This window comes from Opitutia bacterium (assembly GCA_016217545.1).
GTDB lineage: Bacteria > Verrucomicrobiota > Verrucomicrobiia > Opitutales > Opitutaceae > Didemnitutus.
Genome location: JACRHT010000017.1, coordinates 1,136,503 through 1,154,604 on the forward strand (window position 1 = coordinate 1,136,503; position 18,102 = coordinate 1,154,604).

General features: G+C 65.4%; 16 protein-coding genes and 1 other RNA gene. 8 read left to right on the forward strand and 9 right to left on the reverse strand.

Going from position 1 to position 18,102, the window contains the following annotated elements:
- Window positions 1–102: 102 nt before the first annotated feature.
- Entirely contained in the window at window positions 103–360 is a 258-nt protein-coding gene (gene rpsT, locus HZA32_20760) for a 30S ribosomal protein S20 (protein ID MBI5426515.1), read from the reverse strand.
- A 146-nt stretch (window positions 361–506) separates the two neighbouring features.
- Between rpsT and HZA32_20765 the strand changes: the two genes are divergently transcribed.
- From HZA32_20765 to HZA32_20785, 5 genes are all read left to right on the forward strand, one after another.
- Window positions 507–2,147: a hypothetical protein gene (locus HZA32_20765; protein ID MBI5426516.1), complete on the forward strand. Its 1,641-nt coding sequence runs from the start codon at window positions 507–509 to the stop codon at window positions 2,145–2,147.
- Window positions 2,144–2,830: a response regulator transcription factor gene (locus HZA32_20770; protein ID MBI5426517.1), complete on the forward strand. Its 687-nt coding sequence runs from the start codon at window positions 2,144–2,146 to the stop codon at window positions 2,828–2,830. Before HZA32_20765 ends, HZA32_20770 begins: the two co-directional genes overlap by 4 nt.
- 155 nt (window positions 2,831–2,985) lie before the next feature.
- Complete coding sequence (locus HZA32_20775; GenBank protein MBI5426518.1) at window positions 2,986–3,435, forward strand: hypothetical protein; 450 nt, start codon at window positions 2,986–2,988, stop codon at window positions 3,433–3,435.
- Window positions 3,404–3,979, forward strand: a complete 576-nt coding sequence (locus HZA32_20780) for a prepilin-type N-terminal cleavage/methylation domain-containing protein (GenBank protein ID MBI5426519.1) — start codon at window positions 3,404–3,406, stop codon at window positions 3,977–3,979. Before HZA32_20775 ends, HZA32_20780 begins: the two co-directional genes overlap by 32 nt.
- Before the next feature lie 13 nt (window positions 3,980–3,992).
- Window positions 3,993–5,465, forward strand: coding sequence for a hypothetical protein (locus tag HZA32_20785; protein ID MBI5426520.1), 1,473 nt, complete (start codon window positions 3,993–3,995; stop codon window positions 5,463–5,465).
- A gap of 125 nt (window positions 5,466–5,590) precedes the next feature.
- Here the strand turns inward: HZA32_20785 and HZA32_20790 are convergent, their stop codons facing one another.
- The 3 genes from HZA32_20790 to HZA32_20800 form a co-directional block, all read right to left on the reverse strand.
- Entirely contained in the window at window positions 5,591–6,190 is a 600-nt protein-coding gene (locus HZA32_20790) for a hypothetical protein (protein ID MBI5426521.1), read from the reverse strand.
- A gap of 337 nt (window positions 6,191–6,527) precedes the next feature.
- An RNA gene (gene rnpB / locus HZA32_20795) (RNase P RNA component class A) lies at window positions 6,528–6,957 on the reverse strand.
- On the reverse strand, window positions 6,958–7,665 hold the full coding sequence (locus tag HZA32_20800; GenBank protein ID MBI5426522.1) for a hypothetical protein: 708 nt from the start codon (window positions 7,663–7,665) through the stop codon (window positions 6,958–6,960). It lies immediately after the preceding RNA gene.
- Between the two features lie 268 nt (window positions 7,666–7,933).
- Here HZA32_20800 and gyrB point away from each other — a divergent pair, with 268 nt between their 5' ends.
- Entirely contained in the window at window positions 7,934–10,441 is a 2,508-nt protein-coding gene (gene gyrB / locus HZA32_20805) for a DNA topoisomerase (ATP-hydrolyzing) subunit B (protein ID MBI5426523.1), read from the forward strand.
- 101 nt (window positions 10,442–10,542) lie between these two features.
- Window positions 10,543–13,125 (forward strand): DNA gyrase subunit A, encoded by a 2,583-nt coding sequence (gene gyrA, locus HZA32_20810; protein MBI5426524.1) that lies wholly within the window; start codon window positions 10,543–10,545, stop codon window positions 13,123–13,125.
- A gap of 152 nt (window positions 13,126–13,277) precedes the next feature.
- Here the strand turns inward: gyrA and HZA32_20815 are convergent, their stop codons facing one another.
- Together HZA32_20815 and HZA32_20820 are read right to left on the reverse strand one after the other, a co-directional pair.
- Window positions 13,278–13,814: a hypothetical protein gene (locus HZA32_20815; GenBank protein MBI5426525.1), complete on the reverse strand. Its 537-nt coding sequence runs from the start codon at window positions 13,812–13,814 to the stop codon at window positions 13,278–13,280.
- Window positions 13,815–13,872: 58 nt separating this feature from the next.
- Window positions 13,873–14,520 carry a hypothetical protein gene (locus tag HZA32_20820; protein ID MBI5426526.1) on the reverse strand — a complete coding sequence of 216 codons (648 nt, stop codon included), beginning with the start codon at window positions 14,518–14,520 and terminating at the stop codon, window positions 13,873–13,875.
- Window positions 14,521–14,644: 124 nt separating this feature from the next.
- Between HZA32_20820 and HZA32_20825 the strand changes: the two genes are divergently transcribed.
- A complete protein-coding gene (locus HZA32_20825) occupies window positions 14,645–15,124 on the forward strand; it encodes a PTS sugar transporter subunit IIA (GenBank protein ID MBI5426527.1) in 480 nt (159 codons plus the stop codon).
- A gap of 232 nt (window positions 15,125–15,356) precedes the next feature.
- Here the strand turns inward: HZA32_20825 and HZA32_20830 are convergent, their stop codons facing one another.
- From HZA32_20830 to HZA32_20840, 3 genes are all read right to left on the reverse strand, one after another.
- The gene (locus tag HZA32_20830) at window positions 15,357–16,682 is read right to left on the reverse strand and encodes a PDZ domain-containing protein (protein ID MBI5426528.1); all 1,326 of its coding nucleotides are present in this window, start codon (window positions 16,680–16,682) and stop codon (window positions 15,357–15,359) included.
- A gap of 116 nt (window positions 16,683–16,798) precedes the next feature.
- Window positions 16,799–17,347: a PEGA domain-containing protein gene (locus HZA32_20835; GenBank protein ID MBI5426529.1), complete on the reverse strand. Its 549-nt coding sequence runs from the start codon at window positions 17,345–17,347 to the stop codon at window positions 16,799–16,801.
- A gap of 154 nt (window positions 17,348–17,501) precedes the next feature.
- Window positions 17,502–17,942: a DUF2846 domain-containing protein gene (locus tag HZA32_20840; protein ID MBI5426530.1), complete on the reverse strand. Its 441-nt coding sequence runs from the start codon at window positions 17,940–17,942 to the stop codon at window positions 17,502–17,504.
- Window positions 17,943–18,102 lie beyond the last annotated feature (160 nt).

The window sequence follows — 18,102 nt, forward strand, 5'->3', positions numbered from 1 at the left end:
CAACCCACGATGCACCCGCGCGCCGACGTCCGGCTCGGGCAAAGAAAAACCCCGCGACCTCACGGCGCGCGGGGGTTTTAAAGGGATCGCGTCAGCGACCGCTCACTTCTTGGCGAAGATATACTTCGCGACCTGCGACTTGTGGTGCGAGGCGGTGTTGCGGTGGATGACGTGGCTCTTCACGGCCTTGTCCAGGGCGGAGCTGTAGGCGATGGCGGTGGCGCGGGCCTTCTCCGGATCGTTGGCGCTGGCGGCGACCGCCTTGGCGAGGGTCTTCAGGCGGGTCTTGACGGTCTTGTTGCGCGCGGCGTTACGGGCGGATTTACGCGCGGCTTTGATAGCGGACTTGGTGTTGGCCATGACGGTTTAAAATTTAGGAAACGTGGAAGGACCCAAAATCGCCGGGGTGAGTCAAGAGCTTTCTCCCATGGGGCCAAATGGCCCTCCGCCTTGTGTTTGGTTGCTCGTCCGGGTGAAACCCCCTATGTCGCAGCCTGAAACCTTGGATGAAGACTCAAACCCGGCTCATCGTGCTGCTCTGCCTCGTCCTCGGGGTCTTCGCGCTGAGTGTCGGCCTGTTGCGGGATTCGCAAAAGCGCGAAGGCAGCCAGATGTTCGGCCAAATCGCCCAGGAACGCGCCGCGCTCACCGAACGTCTGCTCGAACTGACCGGCCAGACGCTGCGCAACTTCGCCAACGACTACTCGAACTGGGGCGAGATGTTCCAGTTCATCGACAAGCCCGATCCAAACTGGGCCACGGTCAACATCGACGCCAGCCTGCCGAATTTCAACGCTCACGCCGCCTGGGTGATCTGCGCCAACGGCAAACAAATCCACGGCGCGGTGCGCGGCGTCGACCCCGCGCTGCGCACGCCGCCGTTCGCCGTGGCCGACGTCCTGCCTCACCTGCGGCAGAAGAAGTTCGCCCATTTCTTCTTCGCGAGCAAAGCCGGCCTCCTGGAAATCCGCGCCGGCCCCATCCAGCCCTCGGAAGACACCACGCGCACCACCGCTCCGCACGGCTGGTTCATCGTCGCACGCCTCTGGGACTCTGACTACCGCCGCAGCCTGCAACAGGTCCTCGAAAGCGACGTCCAAATCGTCGCGCCGGGCGCCGAGCCGCCGCCCGCCTCGCCGAACGAAGTCGTCACGGATCGAAAACTCGCCGACTGGACCGGGCAAACCGTCGCGGTCTTCCGCTCCGTGCACCGGGTGCGCACCGCCGAGCCGATCGACATCGGCAACGACTACGAGATCCTGCTTTTCCTGGTTTTCGGCGGCATCGTCATCGTCACCACGGCCATCGGCGTCACGCGCTGGGTTGTGCGCCCGCTGCGCCGCCTCGAACAAAGCCTCGCGGAAAACTCCCCCGCGCCCCTCCACGCGCTCGCGATGCAACCCGACATCTTCGGCCGCCTCGCCACGCTCGTCGCCGGGTCGTTCGAACACCGCCAGGAACTTGAGCGCGAGATCGACGAACGCCGCCGCGCCGAAACCGCGCTCCGCCAGAGCCGCGAGGAGCTCCGCCAATCCAGCGAACTCAAGGCCCGCCTCGCCCGTGACCTGCACGACGGCGTCATTCAGTCCATCTACGCCGCCGGCCTCGGCCTCGAAGGCGTGCGCGCGTCGCTCTCCTGCGACCCGGCCGCCGCCGAGCGCAAACTCGACGCCGCGCGGGATGCGTTGAACCAGACCATTCGCGAAGTCCGCTCCTTCATCCAAGGACTCGAACCCGAGTTCGCCGACCGCCCCGAGTTCGACCAAGTCCTCCGCTCGCTCCTCACCACGCTCCAGTCGCTCCATCCGGTCCAGTTCGAACTCCAAATCGAGCTGCCCGCCGCCACGCTCTCCGCCCGCGAGGAAGTTCACACGCTCCAGATCGTGCGCGAGTGCGTCAGCAACGCCCTCCGCCACGGCGGCGCGCGCCACGTCGCCATCCAACTCGCGCGCGAAACCGATCGGCCCGTGCTGCGCATCCGCGACGACGGCGCCGGCTTCGACGCCGCCCACGCCCGTCGCGGCAGCGGCCTCGCCAACCTCGCCTCGCGCGCCAGCGAGATCGGCGCCACCTTCACGATCGCCTCGACCATCGGAAAGGGAACCGAGATCACCCTCCAATTTTCCCAACGTCCCTCGACCCCATGACCAGCACCGCCACCAAGACCATCACCCTCCTCCTCGTCGACGACAGCGAACTCGTCCGCACCGGACTCAAGACGCTCCTCGCCACCCGCGCGGACGGCTACCATTTGCAGGTGCTCGGCGAGGCCTCGTCCGTCGCCACCGCCGTCACCGAGACGACGCGCCTCCAGCCCGACGTGGTGCTGCTCGACATCCGCCTCCCCGACGGCACCGGCTTCGAAGCGTGCCGCCAGATCCTCGCCCAACTCCCGGATACGCGCGTCCTCATCCTCACCTCCGTCATCGACGACAACCTCGTCTACGAAGCCATGAGCAGCGGCGCGCACGGTTACCTCCTCAAGGAAATCAACGCCCAGGCGCTCTGGCAGGCGATCATCGACGTCGCCTCGGGCAAATTCATCCTCGATCCCGCCGTCACCACGCGCGTGCTCAACCTCGTGCGCCACGGCGCGCCGCAAAGCGAGCAGGACAAACTCGCCCAACTCTCCGCGCAGGAACGCCGCGTCCTCGCCCTCGTCGCCGACGGCAAGACCAACAAGGAAATCGCCGAGCAGATGGGCCTGAGCGACAAGACGGTGAAGAACTACCTCAGCAACATTTTCGAGAAGCTGCAGATCAGCCGCCGCTCCCAAGCCGCGGTGCTCTATGCCGAAAGTCGCAGCCCGAAACCGCCCGTTCGGCCCTGACGCGTAGGGCCAGTTTAGCGAGGCCTCCGTCTGTGTCGGTCCGCGTCCGCGAGCGCTAAGCTCGGGACGTGCATCCGGTCCGTTCCCTCTCCGCTTCAACGCCTCCCGCCCCACGGCGCCGCGCGGCGCGCCGCGGCTTCACCATTCTCGAAGTCATGATGGCGACGTTCGTCATGGCGCTCGGCATCTCGACCTCGATCCTCGCGATGCAGCAGGGCTACAAGTTCCTCGACGTCGCGCGCGGCACCACGCTCGCCTCCCAGATCATCCAAAGCGAGATCGAGCGCATCCGCATGATGAGCTGGACGACGGTCACCGCGCTGGCCACCGCGACGGACACCACCGCGCCGTTTCCCACCGGCAGCCCCGCCGGTGTCGAGATGTTCGACGGCGCCACCTATTTCTCCACCGCGACCGCCATCCAGGGCGACTACACGATTACCCGCACCACCGCGCTCGACTCCGCGCGCCCCTCGGACGTCGCGCTGATCACCATCTCCGTGCGATGGCGCACCTACGACGGCCGCACGCAGGACCGCCGCTTCCAGATGCGCTACATGAAAAACGGACTCTATGACTACTACTACACTCTCGCACGTCCCTGACGCCGGCCCGCGCACTCGCCGTCGCGGCTTCACGCTCGTCGAAGTCCTCATCAGCTCGAGCCTCGCCGCGTTCATCCTCACCGGCGTGATGACGTGCTTCCTGTTTCTCGGACGCAGCGGCGCGAACATCCAAAATTACAACGACATGGAAGGCCAGGCCCGCCGCGGCCTCGAGCAGTTCGCCCAGGACGTCCGGCAAGCCAGCGCCATCACCTGGAACAGCAACCAATCCGTCACGCTCGTCGTCGACTCGACCAACATCACCTGGGCCTACGCGTCCGGCGCGCTCTCGCGCCAAGTCGGCACCGCGACCGCGCGCACGATGCTCAGCGGCATCACCTCCTTCACCTACAAAGCCTACACGATCAACGGCGCCGAGATCACCGATTTCGCCAGCGCCTCCGCCCTCACCACCGCCGGCCAGACCACCAAGCAGCTCCAAATCTCCCTCGAGGCCGCGCGCACGACCACCACCGCCGCCCGCGCCACCAACCTCGTGCTCTCCGCCCGCTACATCCTGCGCAACAAGCGCGTCACCGCCTGACCCGCCGACGCCGATGATCACGCCGTCTCCTTCCTCCCGCACGCCGCGCCGCGCCCGCGCCGTCGCCGAACGCGGTTCCCTCCTCATCGTGGCGATGCTGCTCTGCGCGGTCATCGGCATCTCGCTCGTCACCTACATCAACGTCGGCCGCTCCGCGCTGAAGACCTCCAACCGCTCCCTCTACAACAACGCCGCGATGAACCTCGCGGAAAACGGTCTCGAGGAAGCCATGTATTCGATCAACAAGCTCGTGGCCGACTCCACCTACTCGTTCACCAGCGACGGCTGGACCGCCGTCGGCTCGAACGACATGCGCCGCAAGTGGACCTCGTCCTCCGACAGCACGCTCCAGTTCGACCAGAACGCCACCGGCGAACTCCGCGTCTACGTCTACAACTACGACGGCGCCGCCGCGCCCAACATCATCGCCCGCTCCCTCGTCACCGTCCGCGGCGACAACACCGTCGCCCCCGTCGAAAAATGGGTCCGCGTCCAGTTGCGCAAGACCTCGAAATTCGCCAACGGCCTCGTTGCCAAGCAGACCATCAACTTCAACGGCAGCCCGCAGATCGACAGCTGGAATTCCGACCCCGACAACAACCCCGCCACCGCCCCCGTCGTCTACAGCGCCGCCACGAAAAACGACGCCGGCTCCGTCGGCTCCATCTCCGTCGGCGTGAACGCCGTCCTCGTCGACAACGCCGACATCTGGGGCTACGTCGGCACCGGCGGCTCCGCCCCGAGCGTCGGCGCCACCGGCACCATCGGACCCTTTGGCACCCCCACCGGCACCACCGTCGCCTCGCACGTCACCACGGATTTTTCCGCGAGCTTCGACAACGTCTCCGCGCCCTCCACCTACACCTACGCCAACGCCGGCGCCCTCAGCACCAGCAAAATACTGCCCGACGACATCGCCGGCGCCACGCTGGCCGCCGACGGGAAATACTACATCTCCTGCTCCAGCATTGGCGGCTCGAACAAGGTCTACACCATCGCCGCCGGCAAAAAGGTCGTCCTGAAAGTCACCGACACCGTCGGCAACTGCATCGACATCAAAGGCGGCAGCGGTGGCATCAATGTCAGCTCCGGCGCTTCCCTCGAAATCTACGCCGCCGGCGACATCAACATCAGCGGCCAGGGCGCCATGAACGGCGGCACCTCCGCCGCCACGATGGGCCAGCCCGTAAACCTCCAGATCTACGGCACCAAAACCAGCGGCACGCAGGCCATCAGCGTCAAAGGCAACGGCGTCTTCTCCGGCGTGCTCTACGCGCCCTTCGGCTCCGTGACGCTCGACGGCTCCGTCCAAACCTTCGGCTCCGTCGTCGCGAACGACATCACGCTCAACGGCACCAGCGCCCAATTTCACTACGACGAATCGCTCGGCAATTTCGGCGGCGCCAACCCGTTCCGCGTCACCCGCTGGGACGAACTCAACACCGCCACCGACCGCGCCGTCTACACGAGCGTCATGACCTTCTAGCGCCGCCCGCCCACGCGCACTTCCACGCCACCCACTGCGCCCGCCACACCCACCGCGTGCGGTAGGGCGGGACCGCTGGGACCGCCGCGAATGTCGCGCGGTGCCCGCCCACGCCCGCGTCCCGCTCATTCCCTCGCCCCGCGCGCCGCCCACCGCGCCCACGCGAGCCCCAGCGCCGTTCCGGCGAAATCTGCCGCGATCTGCTCCCACTGCACCGCGCCGCGCTGCCCGGTGACGTCGTCCTTCAGGAAATTCAGCGCCAGCTCCCAATGCAGGCTGTAAGCCTGCCACAGCACCACCGGCAACCACACCCGCCAAGCCCCCGCGCGCGGCCGCGTTGCCACCCACGCCTCGAACGGCCGCAACGCCGCCAGCATCGCCACGAGATAAACGCTCGCCGCGAGCGCGCGCCCGCCGTTCGTCGCCGGCCGCCAGCCCGGCCAGCACATCCACCACAGCAACACGACGAGGAACGCTCCCACGCTCCAGCCGTGGTTCGCCACCACACGCCACACGGGCATCACGCGCGACTGCATCGCCACCTCCCGCGCCCCGAGCGTGAGCGTCACTACGAGTCCCGCCCCGCCCAACACATGCGCCGCCAGCACCAGATGCTCGTAGGCGAGATGATGGTAGAGCCACAATCCCATGTAGCCCGTCAGCCGCTGAGCCGTGAACAGCAACACGCCGCACGCGGCCAACACCAGATGCGTGTCGGCCGGCATCCAGGACGTGCTCGTAAACTGCCTCGGCAATAGTCCGCGATTCCGCACGCCGCGCATGAAAGCCGCGCCGCCACCCCTTGTCCGCCTCGAAATCGCCTCGCCCGCCGGTGGAACGCGTTGACCCCAACGCGCTCGGATCGGGTTGAGGTCAACCCGATCCACCCTCTCGCCCGCCGTAAAGATACCGCCGGCAGCGCCCACCGCAACGCCACCCAAAGTGACACGACCCGGGCCGCCCATGGTGTGCTTTGGCGCTTCTTGCGCTTTTGCGGCCCGTCCTTCCGCCAAATGGAGCGGGGCGTGCCGCTCGTCGCAGCACGCCCCGCGTGGTGATGAACTAGTTTCGACGCCGTAAGCCGGATTCTGTGACCCCGACAGAGTCGGGGCTGACCTTCATTTCTCTCAACTCCCTGCAAGCAGAGACTTGCCCCGTCTTCGCGCCGCTTGCGCGGAACTCCGACGGGGTGCGGCATACCCGCGGCTATCGGACGGGCCGCCCAGCCGCCTATGTTGCCTTGCACCGGATTGGGTTTTTCGTGCCGCCGGCATTGCTACCGAGCGCGGTGGGCTCTTACCCCACCTTTTCACCCTTACCGCGCCATAGCTCGGCGAAGCCGAGCGACGGCGGGCGGTTTGTTCTCTGTGACACTGTCCATCGCGACGCCTTGACGCGACGCGCCCGCGCTTTCACGCGGAATCCTGCCCGATGGTGTCCGGACTTTCCTCTCCTGGTTCAAAGAACTCGGAGCGAAGGTCTGGCCCCGAAACTAGAGCCGCCAGAGAACGATGCGGCCGCACTGATCGCAAGTGACAATATTCTCCGACTTGCGCGCCTCGAACTCGATGTTCGAGGAAACTTTCATGTGGCAACCGCCGCAGCGGCCGCCCTGCACCGGCACGCACACCGGCAAGCCCGGCTTTTTCGCGAGACGATCGTAGAGCCGCGCCTGCGGCTCCGGCACGGCGCCGCGCGCCGCGTTCGTCTCGGCGACCGCGCGGTCGTGGTCGGCCTTCAGCTCCTTCTCGTGCGCGCGCAGCGACGCGATCTTCGCCTCGTGGCCGGAAATATTCTCCTTCAGCACGCGCTCGGCGGCGGCGAAGCGCTTCTTCGCCTCGTCGATCGCATACATCACCTTCAGCTCCTCCTCCTCGAAGCCACCGATCGTCGCCTCCATCGTCTCGATCTCGTGGGTGAGCGCGCGATACTCGTCGTTCTTGCGCACCTCGAGCTGCTGCGTGCGATACTTGGCGGCCTTCTCCTGCGCGGACTTGATGTCGTTCTCGAGCGACTTCTTCTTCGCCTCCAGCCCGTGCCACTCGGTCTTCGCGGTCTCGATCGCCTGCTTTTCGGAAGCGATCTTCGCTTCGACGGCGGCGATGTCGCGGGGCACGGCACCGAGTTGCTGCTCCAGCGTCAAGCGCTTCATGTCCGCCTCCTGCAACGCGAGCAGGTTATCCAATTTGATCGCAGCCATGCGGCGACACTGCCCGCCGCGCCGCGACACCGTCAAACGAAACCTCCGGCACGCGGAATTTCCGCCAAAACCTGCGCTCAATCGCGCTCGACTCCAACCGGGCCGAATGGCTCTCCGTGGCACCGCCCGCCGCGCCCCAAAAACCAGCGTCCGTTTTACGCTGTAAGTTGTTGGTTTTCAGTTTTCTAAAATACCCCAAAAAACCTGAAAAATCCCTTGTGCCGCCCGCCCTTTTCCGCGACGTTTTCCCATACCCATTTTCACCTGAATGTCCGCTCCTGACGACGCCTCCCACGCACCGAAAAATCCTCCCGCCGGCGACACCTACGACGCCTCCAAACTGGGCAAACTCGAGGGCCTCGAAGCCGTCCGCAAAAAGCCCGGCATGTATATCGGCGGCACCGACGAACGCGCGCTGCACCACTGCGTTTCCGAGGTGTTGGACAACTCCGTCGACGAACATCTCGCCGGCCACTGCAAACGCATCGACGTCACCATCCACCTCGATGGCTCCATCTCCGTGCGCGACGACGGCCGCGGCATCCCGGTCGACATCCATCCGCAATACAAGATTCCCGGCGTCGAGATGGTGCTCACCACGCTCCATTCCGGCGGCAAATACGGCCAGGGCGGCTACAAGTTCTCCGGCGGCACCCACGGCGTCGGCGCCAAGTGCGTGAACGCCGTCTCCGAGTGGTTCGAGGTTGAGGTCTCCCGCGGCGGGCAGGTGCACCACATGACCTTCGCACGCGGCAAGACCACCAAAAAGCTCGAAGTCATCGGCAAGGCCAAGGGCACCGGCACGCTCATCACCTTCAAGCCCGACCCGGAAATCTTCAAGGAGACCACCGTCTTCAAGGCCGACAAAATCTCCCAACGCCTGCGCGAACTGGCGTTCCTCAACTCCGGCCTCGAGATCATCTTCACCGACGAGCGCCCCTCCGAGCCGAAGCCCGAGCGCTATTTCTACAAGGACGGCGTCGTCGAATTCGTTAAGCAGATCAACCAAGGCAAGACCGCGCTGCACCCGCAGCCCGTCCGCATCGCCAAGGAAGTCGAGACCACCATCGATGAGAAAAAAGCCGAGGTGCACCTCGAAGTCGTCCTCCAATACAACGACTCCTACAACGACCTCGTCCTCTGCTACACCAACACGATCCATAATCCCGACGGCGGCACGCACCTCTCCGGCTTCCGCTCGGCGATGACCCGCGCGATCAACCAATTCGCCAAGGCCAACAATCTCCTCAAGGAAAAGGACCCGCAAATCACCGGTGACGACGTCCGCGAAGGCCTCGCCGCCGTCATCGCGATCAAGCACAGCGACCCGAAATTCGAGTCGCAGACCAAGGTGAAGCTGCTCTCGCCCGAAGTGGAGTCGATCGTCGGCTCCGCCACCTACGAGGGCCTGATGTTCGCCTTCGAACAGACGCCGAGCATCGCCAAGCGCATCATCGAAAAGTCGCTCATGGCCGCCCGCGCCCGCGAAGCCGCGCGCAAGGCCCGCGAGACCATCCGCAAAGGCGCCCTCTCCGGCGGCGGCCTCCCCGGCAAACTCGCCGACTGCTCCGAAAAAGACCCGGCCGTCTGCGAACTCTACATCGTCGAGGGCGACTCGGCCGGCGGCTCCGCCAAACAGGGCCGCGACCGCCGCTATCAGGCCATCCTCCCACTCCGCGGCAAGTTGATCAACTCCGAGAAGGCCCAGCTCGACAAGGTCCTCTCCAACGAGGAAATCCGCACCCTCATCACCGCCATCGGCACCGGCATCGGCACCGGCGAGGACGACGCCTCCTTCAACGCCGACAAAGCCCGCTACCACCGCATCATCATCATGACCGACGCGGACGTCGACGGCTCGCACATCCGCACGCTGCTCCTGACGTTCCTCTACCGCCAAATGAAGGGCGTGATCGAGCGCGGTTACGTCTACATCGCCCAGCCGCCGCTCTACAAAATCAAGCGCAAGAAGCGCGAGCAATACGTCGACAACGACGAGCAGCTCAACCGCATCCTCCTCGAACTCGGCTCCGAGGACATCGTCCTCGCCCGCGCCGCCGACCAACACGTCTTCGCGCCCACGCAGATCGACCCGATCGTCGAGATGCTCGCCGCCCTCGAGAAGCTCGGCAGCGGCATCACGCGCTACGGCGCGCAGCTCTCGGAATACCTCGACCAACACGACCCGAAGACCCACGAACTGCCGCGCTACATCCAGCGCATCCGCGAAGGCAACAAGGAGTCGCACAAGTTCCTCCGCACCGACAAGGACCGCGCCGCCGCCGATGCCCAGGAATCCGAAGCCGCCGCCGCGAACGGCAACTCCTCGGCGCCCTCCGGCCCCGTTCGCCGCGTCACGATCCACGAGATCTTCGAGGCGAACGAAATGACCAAGCTCCTCAAGGCCCTCGCGCACGCCGGCATCGAGACGAAGTTCGCGCCCACCGAGGCCGCGCGCTACGTCTTCACCGAAAACCCCGGCACGAAAAACGAGGTCAAAACCGAGCTGCACTCGCCGCTCGAGATCATCGGCCAGATCCGCGCCAACGGCCGCAAGGGCCTCTCCATCCAACGCTACAAGGGTCTCGGTGAAATGAACCCGAAGCAGCTCTACGAGACGACGATGGACCCCGACAAGCGCCGCCTCCTCAAGGTGAACATCAACGACGCCGCGAAAGCCGACGCCCTCTTCACCCTCCTCATGGGCGAAGAAGTCGCCCCCCGCCGCCAGTTCATCGAAGACAACGCCCTCAACGTCCAATATCTGGACGTTTGATTCCCATCGTTCTCGTTCGTCGTTCTCTTTCTCGTTCTCGACGGGAAAGCGACCGGGAGAACGAGAACGAGTAAGAGAACGAGAAAGATTTCCCCGCAGCCATGTATACGGCCAACGAAAAGCTCTCCACCGCCAACATCACCGACATCATGCAGACCGCCTACATCGATTATTCGATGTCGGTCATCATCAGTCGCGCGCTCCCCGACGCCCGCGACGGCCTGAAGCCGGTGCAGCGCCGCATCCTCTACGCGATGCTCCGCGAAGGACTCCTCCACAACCGCGCCTTCGACAAGTGCGCCGGTGTCGTCGGTGAAGTCCTTAAGAACTACCACCCGCACGGCGACTCCTCCGTTTACGACACTCTCGTCCGCCTCGCGCAAAACTGGGTGATGCGCTACCAGCTCATCGACCCGCAGGGCAACTTCGGCTCCGTCGACGGCGACCCGCCCGCCGCCTACCGCTACACCGAGTGCCGCCTCCGCGACATTTCCGAAGAGCTGCTCAAGGACATCGAGGAAGAGACCGTCGACTTCGCGCCTAACTACAAGGAGTCGACCACCGAGCCCACCGTCCTTCCCGCCGCGCTGCCGAACCTCCTGATGAACGGCTCGACCGGCATCGCGGTCGGCATGACGACCAACATCCCGCCGCACAACCTCAGCGAGATCATCGACGCGACGTGCGTCGTCATCGACCGCCCCAACGTCTCCGTCGACGAGCTCGTCACCTACATCCCCGGCCCCGACTTCCCGACCGGCGGCTACATCAACGGCCGCGCCGGCATCCGCTCCTACCTCACCACCGGCAAGGGCATCGTCCGCATGCGCGGCAAAGCCCACACCGAGGAACTCAAGGGCGGCGGCGAGCAGATCGTCATCACCGAGATTCCCTACAACGTTAACCGCGCGACACTCGTGCTCCGCATCGCCGAGCTCGTCCGCGAAAAGGAAATCGACGGCATCCGCGACCTCCGCGACGAGTCCGACGAGAACACGCGCATCGTCATCGAGCTGAAGCGCGGCGAGCAGTCGCAGGTCATCATCAATCAGCTTTACCAGAAGACCGCCCTCGAATCCTCCTTCGGCGTCATCCTGCTGGCCCTCGACAAGAAGCGGCCGAAGCAGATGAACATCAAGGAACTCATCGAGTGCTACATCGACCACCGCCGCGACGTCGTCACCCGCCGCACGCAGTTCCGCCTCAACCGCGCCAAGGAACGCGCCCACATCCTCGAAGGCTACATCATCGCCCTCGATAACCTCGACGACTTCGTGAAGATCATCCGCGCGTCGAAAGACAAGGAGGAGGCCAAGCAGCGGTTGATGCTCAAGTATCCGCTCTCCGAAGCGCAGACCAACGCCATCCTCGAACTCCGCCTCTACCAGCTCACCGGCCTCGAACGCGGCAAGATCGAAGCCGAATACCTCGAACTCATGAAACTCATCGAGGAGCTCCAAGGCATCCTCGACGACGAGTCGAAGCTCCTCGCCCTCATCAAGAGCGAGCTGATCGCCCTCCGCGACAAATACGCCTCCCCGCGCCGCACGCAGATCATCGACGACGCCGGCGACCTCCGCATGGAGGACGTCATCCCGAACGAGGGCGCCGTCATCACCGTCTCGCACCTCGGCTTCATCAAGCGCACGCCCGTCGCCGAATACCGCTCCCAGAAACGCGGCGGCAAAGGCGTCATCGGCGCCGAGACCTACGAGGACGATTTCGTCGAAAACCTCTTCACCGCCTCGACGCACGACTACGTGCTGTTCTTAACCAGCACCGGCCAGTGCCACGCGAAGAAGGTCTACGAAATCCCCGAAGGCACCCGCACCGCCAAGGGCAAGTCCGTCGCCTCCTTCCTCCGCCTCACCAACGGCGAGAAACTCGCCGCGCTCCTCTGCGTAAAGGAATTCACGCCCGAGCACTTCGTCGTCATGGCCACCAAGAGCGGCGCGATCAAAAAGACCGCCCTCGCCGAATACGAAGGCGCCACCCGCGAAGGCGGCATCCGCGGCATGAAGCTCTCCGAAGGCGACGCCATCGTCGGCGCCGTCCTCACCAACGGCTCGAACGAGATCGTCCTCGTCTCGCACCAAGGCCAGGCCGTCCGCTTCTACGAAGGCGCCGCCGAGACCGACGATGTCGAAGGCGCCGATGCCACCGCCACCACCGCGCCCGCCGCCGAAGGCGAGGAAGCCGAAGGCCCGAAGCTCGGCCTGCGCTCGCAAGGCCGCTTCACCGGCGGCGTCACCGGAATGCGCTTCAAGAAAGCCGGCGACTACCTGCAAGCCCTCGAAGTTTGCGACCACGAGGCGCGCCTGCTCGTCGCCCGCGAAGACGGCGTCGGCAAACGCACGCCGTTCGAAGACTACCGCAAGACCCGCCGCGGCGGCACTGGCGTCATCGCGATCGACTTGCCCGACGACGGCTCCGTCGCGGTCGCCGGCGCCCTCAGCGTCCGCGACACCGACGAGGTCATGCTCCTCACCGCCAAGGGCCAAAGCATCCGCACCCGCGTGAAGGAAATCCGCGAAACCGGTCGCGGCGCGAAAGGCGTCCGCCTCGTCAACCTCGAGGCTGGCGACAAGCTCCTGGCGATCGCGAAAGTGATTTCCTCCCCGGACGAGGAAGCCGCGAACGAAGCCCCTGAAGCCCCCGCCCCCGACGCCCCTCCGTCCGTCTGAGTAGCGCCGGCTTCCCGCCGGCCCTCCCTCCCTTCAAAGGCGCGCCCAACGGCGCGCCTTTTTCTTTCCCATCTTCTGTGGGCGGTGCGCCCTCACCCCGCGGGCCATCGCATTACTGCCCGGACGCCGGGTGCGGGCACCCAACCCGCACTTCAATTCAACTTTACCGGCTTCACCTTCACCCGCTCGCGCACGCCTTCGATCTCGAGCCAATAGGCGCCGAGCATACCGGGGTAGATCTTCACCGCTGGCGCGTGGCGCTTGTCGTCGTAGCGCGCGCTGCCGCCCGTCTGTTGCCAGATTTGGCCGTTCTCCAGTTTGAAAACGGTCTTGCCGGTCCACCCCTCGTAGTCGCCCGCCAGCCGGCTCTCGACCGCCTCCGCCGCCTCGGGCTTGTCCGCCGTCTCCTGGAGCGTCACCAGCGCGCGCAGCCAGCTGGGACCACTCGCCTTCGTCTCCGCCTTGGCCGCCGCCTTCGGCGCTTCCGCGCGCACGGTCGCCACGGCGGTTTTCACCGCCCCCTGCTCACGCTCGGCGATCAACTGTTCCAATTGCGCGAGTTCCTCGGCTGTCAGTTTGTTCAAACCGGCGGCGGCGAATTTCTCGGGCGGCAGGTTCTTGAGGAACGCGTCGGCTGCGGTCGCAGACACCGCGATCATCCCAGCGAGCAGGCATGCGATCAGTTTCATGATTCCGAAAACTAGCGCGTCATCGCTGCCTCGCAACGGCGGCGCGACGAAAAGTGCGCTATTCGAGTTTAACCGGCTTAACCTTCACACGGATCGCCGCCTCGGGGATCTGCAGCCAGAAAGTGCCAAACATCCCCGGCCGCACCCGCACCACGGGATGATCGTAGGTCGGCCCCGCATAGGCGTCCGACTCCGTCATCTGCCAGACTTGTCCGTTCTCCAGCGTGAACGTCCGGCGTCCGCTGAACGTCGAGACGGAGCCGGCCAGACGGGATTCGATCGCCTCCTCGGCCTCCGGCTTCGCCTCCGCGCGTCTCAAAGTGATCAGAGCTCCCAGCCAACCGGGGCCCTTCTTCTCGGCCACCGCCGGCTTTTCCGCCGCCGCCTTGGCCTTCGCTTCCGCAGCCGCGGCCTTCTCCTCGGCCTCTTTCGCCTTCGCTTCGGACGCCGCGGCTTGACGCGCGACTTCCTGCACCTGCGCCTGCGTCGCCGCGACCTTCTGCTCCGCCGCCTCCTGCACCACGGCGACCGCACCGGCCTTGTAGCGCTCGACCGCGGCCTTGAGCTTCGCGAGTTCCGCCGGGCTCAATTTCTCCAAACCCGCCGCGGCCTGCTCCTCCGCCGTCATCGTTCGCGTGAAGTCCTGCGCCTGCACCGTCGCCACCGCCAGCACCAGCGCGCCGAGCCAAGTCATCAGTTTGTGCATGCGCCTCGTTCTGCGCGCCGCGCGCTCCGCCGCAATGTCGAAAAAATTCCGTCCTGCGCGCGTCGCGCGCACTCTCGCCTTGCCAAGGTGCGTCCGCGCGAGTCTTTTGGATTTCCCGACGCTCATGGCGACCCGTCTGTCCAAGCTCCTCGACCCCGCGCGCATCACGCTCGCCCTGCAAAGCACGAAGCGCACGAACGCCATCAACGAAGTCGCCAAGCTCCTCGAGTCTCACCCCGACGTCGCAAATTTCCAGGGCTTCTACAACGAGCTGCTCGCGCGCGAGCGCCTCGACACCACCTGCCTCGGCAACGAAATCGCGCTCCCACACGCGCGCACCGAGCACGTGAAGAAAATCGTCCTCGCCGTCGGCCGCAGCACCGAGGGCGTGCTCTTCGAGAACAGCAACCAGACGGTGAAGCTGATGTTCGTGCTCGGCACGCCGAAGAACAATCCCACCGACTATCTCATCCTCGTCGGCGCGCTCTGCCGCCTGATCAAGGACGCCGCCTCGCGCGACGCCCTGATGGCCGCGCCCACCCCCGAGGCGTTTATCGCCACGGTGCAGGAGCTGGAAAACAAGATCCTCGGTCCGGAGAAATAAGATCGCGTCGGCGCACCGCCCACGCGCCCCGTGCCCCTGTAGGAGCCTGCTTGCAGGCGACCGAATAAACCCGCACGACCGCATCATCGCCGACAGAGACGCAGGCCGGTGCCCTTCCGCCGCCGCGCTCTGCCAAGCCTTTTTGTCGCCGGCCGCGCGCGAACACGCGCGCTTCCCGTCGTAGGCCGCGTGCTTGCACGCGCACGTTGCTCTGCGTATCGCAGGCTACGCCTCAGTCGTCCTCGCCGCTGTCCGCCGGCTTCTCGAACACCCAGCAAACGCCCGCGACCTGCTCCGGCGTGCGCACCACGCCGAGCTGTTTCAGCGCCCGCGCTAGGACCGGATCGCGCCGCGCCACCAGATCCGCACCCGTAAGCGGCATCATGAAATCCGGCGTCACGCCCACGCCCTCGATCTTTTTCCCGTCCAACAACTCGAACTCGGACTGCGCCACCACGGTGCCGAAAAACACCATCCGATCGACGCCGACTTTGCTCGTTTGCGCGTAGCCCTTCTGCACCGCGCCCGCCGTGCGATCGCCGAGCAGCAAACCGCGCCCGTTCTGCTGCACCGCCGCCGCGACCATTTCCGCTCCGGACCCGCTGAAGCGATCGACGAGCACCATCAGCTTGCCCGTCCATGGCTTCTCGCGCCGCAACTCGGCCACCACCGGCTTCACCCGGTCGCGTTCGCGCTCGACGCCGATCTTCGTGTCGCGCCCGAGCAGCACCGCGATCACGCGCAACACCTGTCCGACCGCCCCGCCCGGATTGCCGCGCAAATCGAGCACGAGCCGGTCATAGCCGCGGATTTTCGCCAGCCCCTCCGTGATCTCCGCGTCGGACATGAAACGCTTCAAGCGCCACACGAACACCCCGTCGAACTCCTCGTAACGATTCCGCCCCCGCTCCACGCGGTCGCCCTGCTGGCGCATCAGGACATCGAAGTCCCGCCGCAAATCCAGGTTGCGCTCGCGCTCCGTGACCTTCGTCGCGATCTCCAACTCGCGCGCCGGCTCACCCGGCGACGCGAGGGTGAGCCGCAGACTCCGGTGCGGCTCGATCGCGTTCAACAGATACATCCACGCGCGCAATGTGTCCGCCGCGACGGGCGCCCCGTCGATCGCGAGCAATTGGTCGCCGACCTTCAGCCCCTTTTTCGCCGCGTCGCTGCCCGGCTTCACCCGATGGATGAGGCAGGACTTGCCCGACGCCATCGCGCTCCAGCCGTAGTCGAAATCGAAGCCCCAACGCGGCGGGACGAAATACGTGTGCGAATCCCCAAACGCGCGCGTGACGCCTGCGATGGCGCGAAACACCTCGGCATTCGACTGTGCCTGCGCGATGCGCGCGCTCGCCTCGGCGACCACCGCGTCGAGCTTCACGCCCTTGAACGCGGGATCGTAGTGATGCTCGGCGATGTCGCGCCGCACCTGCTTGAGCATGATCTGGCCCGCCTCGCGTTGGTAATCGGAGAGCCCGCCGGAATTCTCGGCCGCCTGCACGGCACCGGCCAACGCGATCACGATGGCTGCAAGAAATTGTTTCAGCATAGTCATCCGTGGCCCGCGGACATTTTCGAGTCAGGCAAACGCCCCGCGCCGTCGCAAGTCCGTCCCCGCATAAAAAAGGCGCGGCCAAAACCGCGCCTCGAAAGATCGCTTGCCGGCCAAGTCTATTTGCCGGGTTCGCTTGGTGCCGCAGTCGGAGCTGGGGCCGGAGCCGCCTTCGCATCGGTCGCTTCCGCCGGCGCGGGCACGGCGGCAGACGTTGATGGAGCGACCGGAGCGGGTGACTCGGCGGGTTTCGGAGCTTCCGCCACCGCCGGCTTCGTCGCGGGCTGAAGATTCACGACCAACGGATTGGGTTCGTGATTCAGCGAAGCTCCGGACACGGCATCCACGCCGATCCCGATGACGCCACCGATCAACGCATTTCCGGCGAGCCCCGCCGCGCCCTTGCCGGCGATCTTCGTGCCGACGGTGCGCGTGACGGTTTCGTAGCCCTCTTTGGAGACGGTCACGATGAGATCGCGTTTCCGCGGCACCGTGAACGTCACCGGAGTGACGCCCGTCTCACCGCTATCGAGCCGCACTGAGGCAGCCGACGGGTTCGACTCGACTTTGAATTGCTCCGTGGTCCCACGCGTAATGGTGGCGCAACCGATCTGAAGCAGGGATGCCAATGCGGCAGCCCCGAGGAGTAGAGTTCTGGGGAACTTCATGGAGGTAACCTGGCCCGTGATGCGAATTTTCGCCCGGCGAGAAATCCGATTTTTCCGCGTGCCCGCAAGGGCAATCCTCCCGCGAGCCAACCGAAAAGCGTTCTTGCGCAAAAAAGGCGCGACTGGGAAGCCGCGCCTCGACGAACTCAACCCGTCATTTCGTGGCGTATTGCAGCGTGGGCAGCACCGGCTTCGCTTCCGCCTCCGTGACGACCTTCATCGAAGGCCGGCCGGCCAAAACGCCCATCTGCACACCGCATTCGATGTAGTAGGTTTTGCCGGCCTCGACCTCCACGTTTTGCAGCGTGTCGGTTTCGGTCGCGGCCGCGTAGACGTGTTGGCCCGGCGACGCGTAGTGGAAGAAATACGTTCCGTTCGCGATGGCGCCGATCACGGTGTTGTTTGCCCGGTCGCGCACATCGTAGGAAATCGCGGCGCCCATGAATTTCTTCGGACGGAAGAAATAGACGACGCCTTGGTCCGCCTTGGGTTCGGCGTAGGCATTGGCGGCCTGCCGATTGACAGAGGCGCAACCGACTTCGAGCAGCGCCACCGCGGCGGCAACTGCGAACAGGATCACTTTGGTGTATTTCATTTCTTATGTCTGGCCCGTGAAGCGGAATAACCCGCAGTCGACCTGTATCTGTCGGCGTTTCGGAGTGGCAAGCGCGAAGCCGCCCTGAGGCGGCTCCGCTGGCGTATCGACCAAAAGAAAACGGCGCGGACTGAACCGCGCCGTGTGAATCAATACTCCG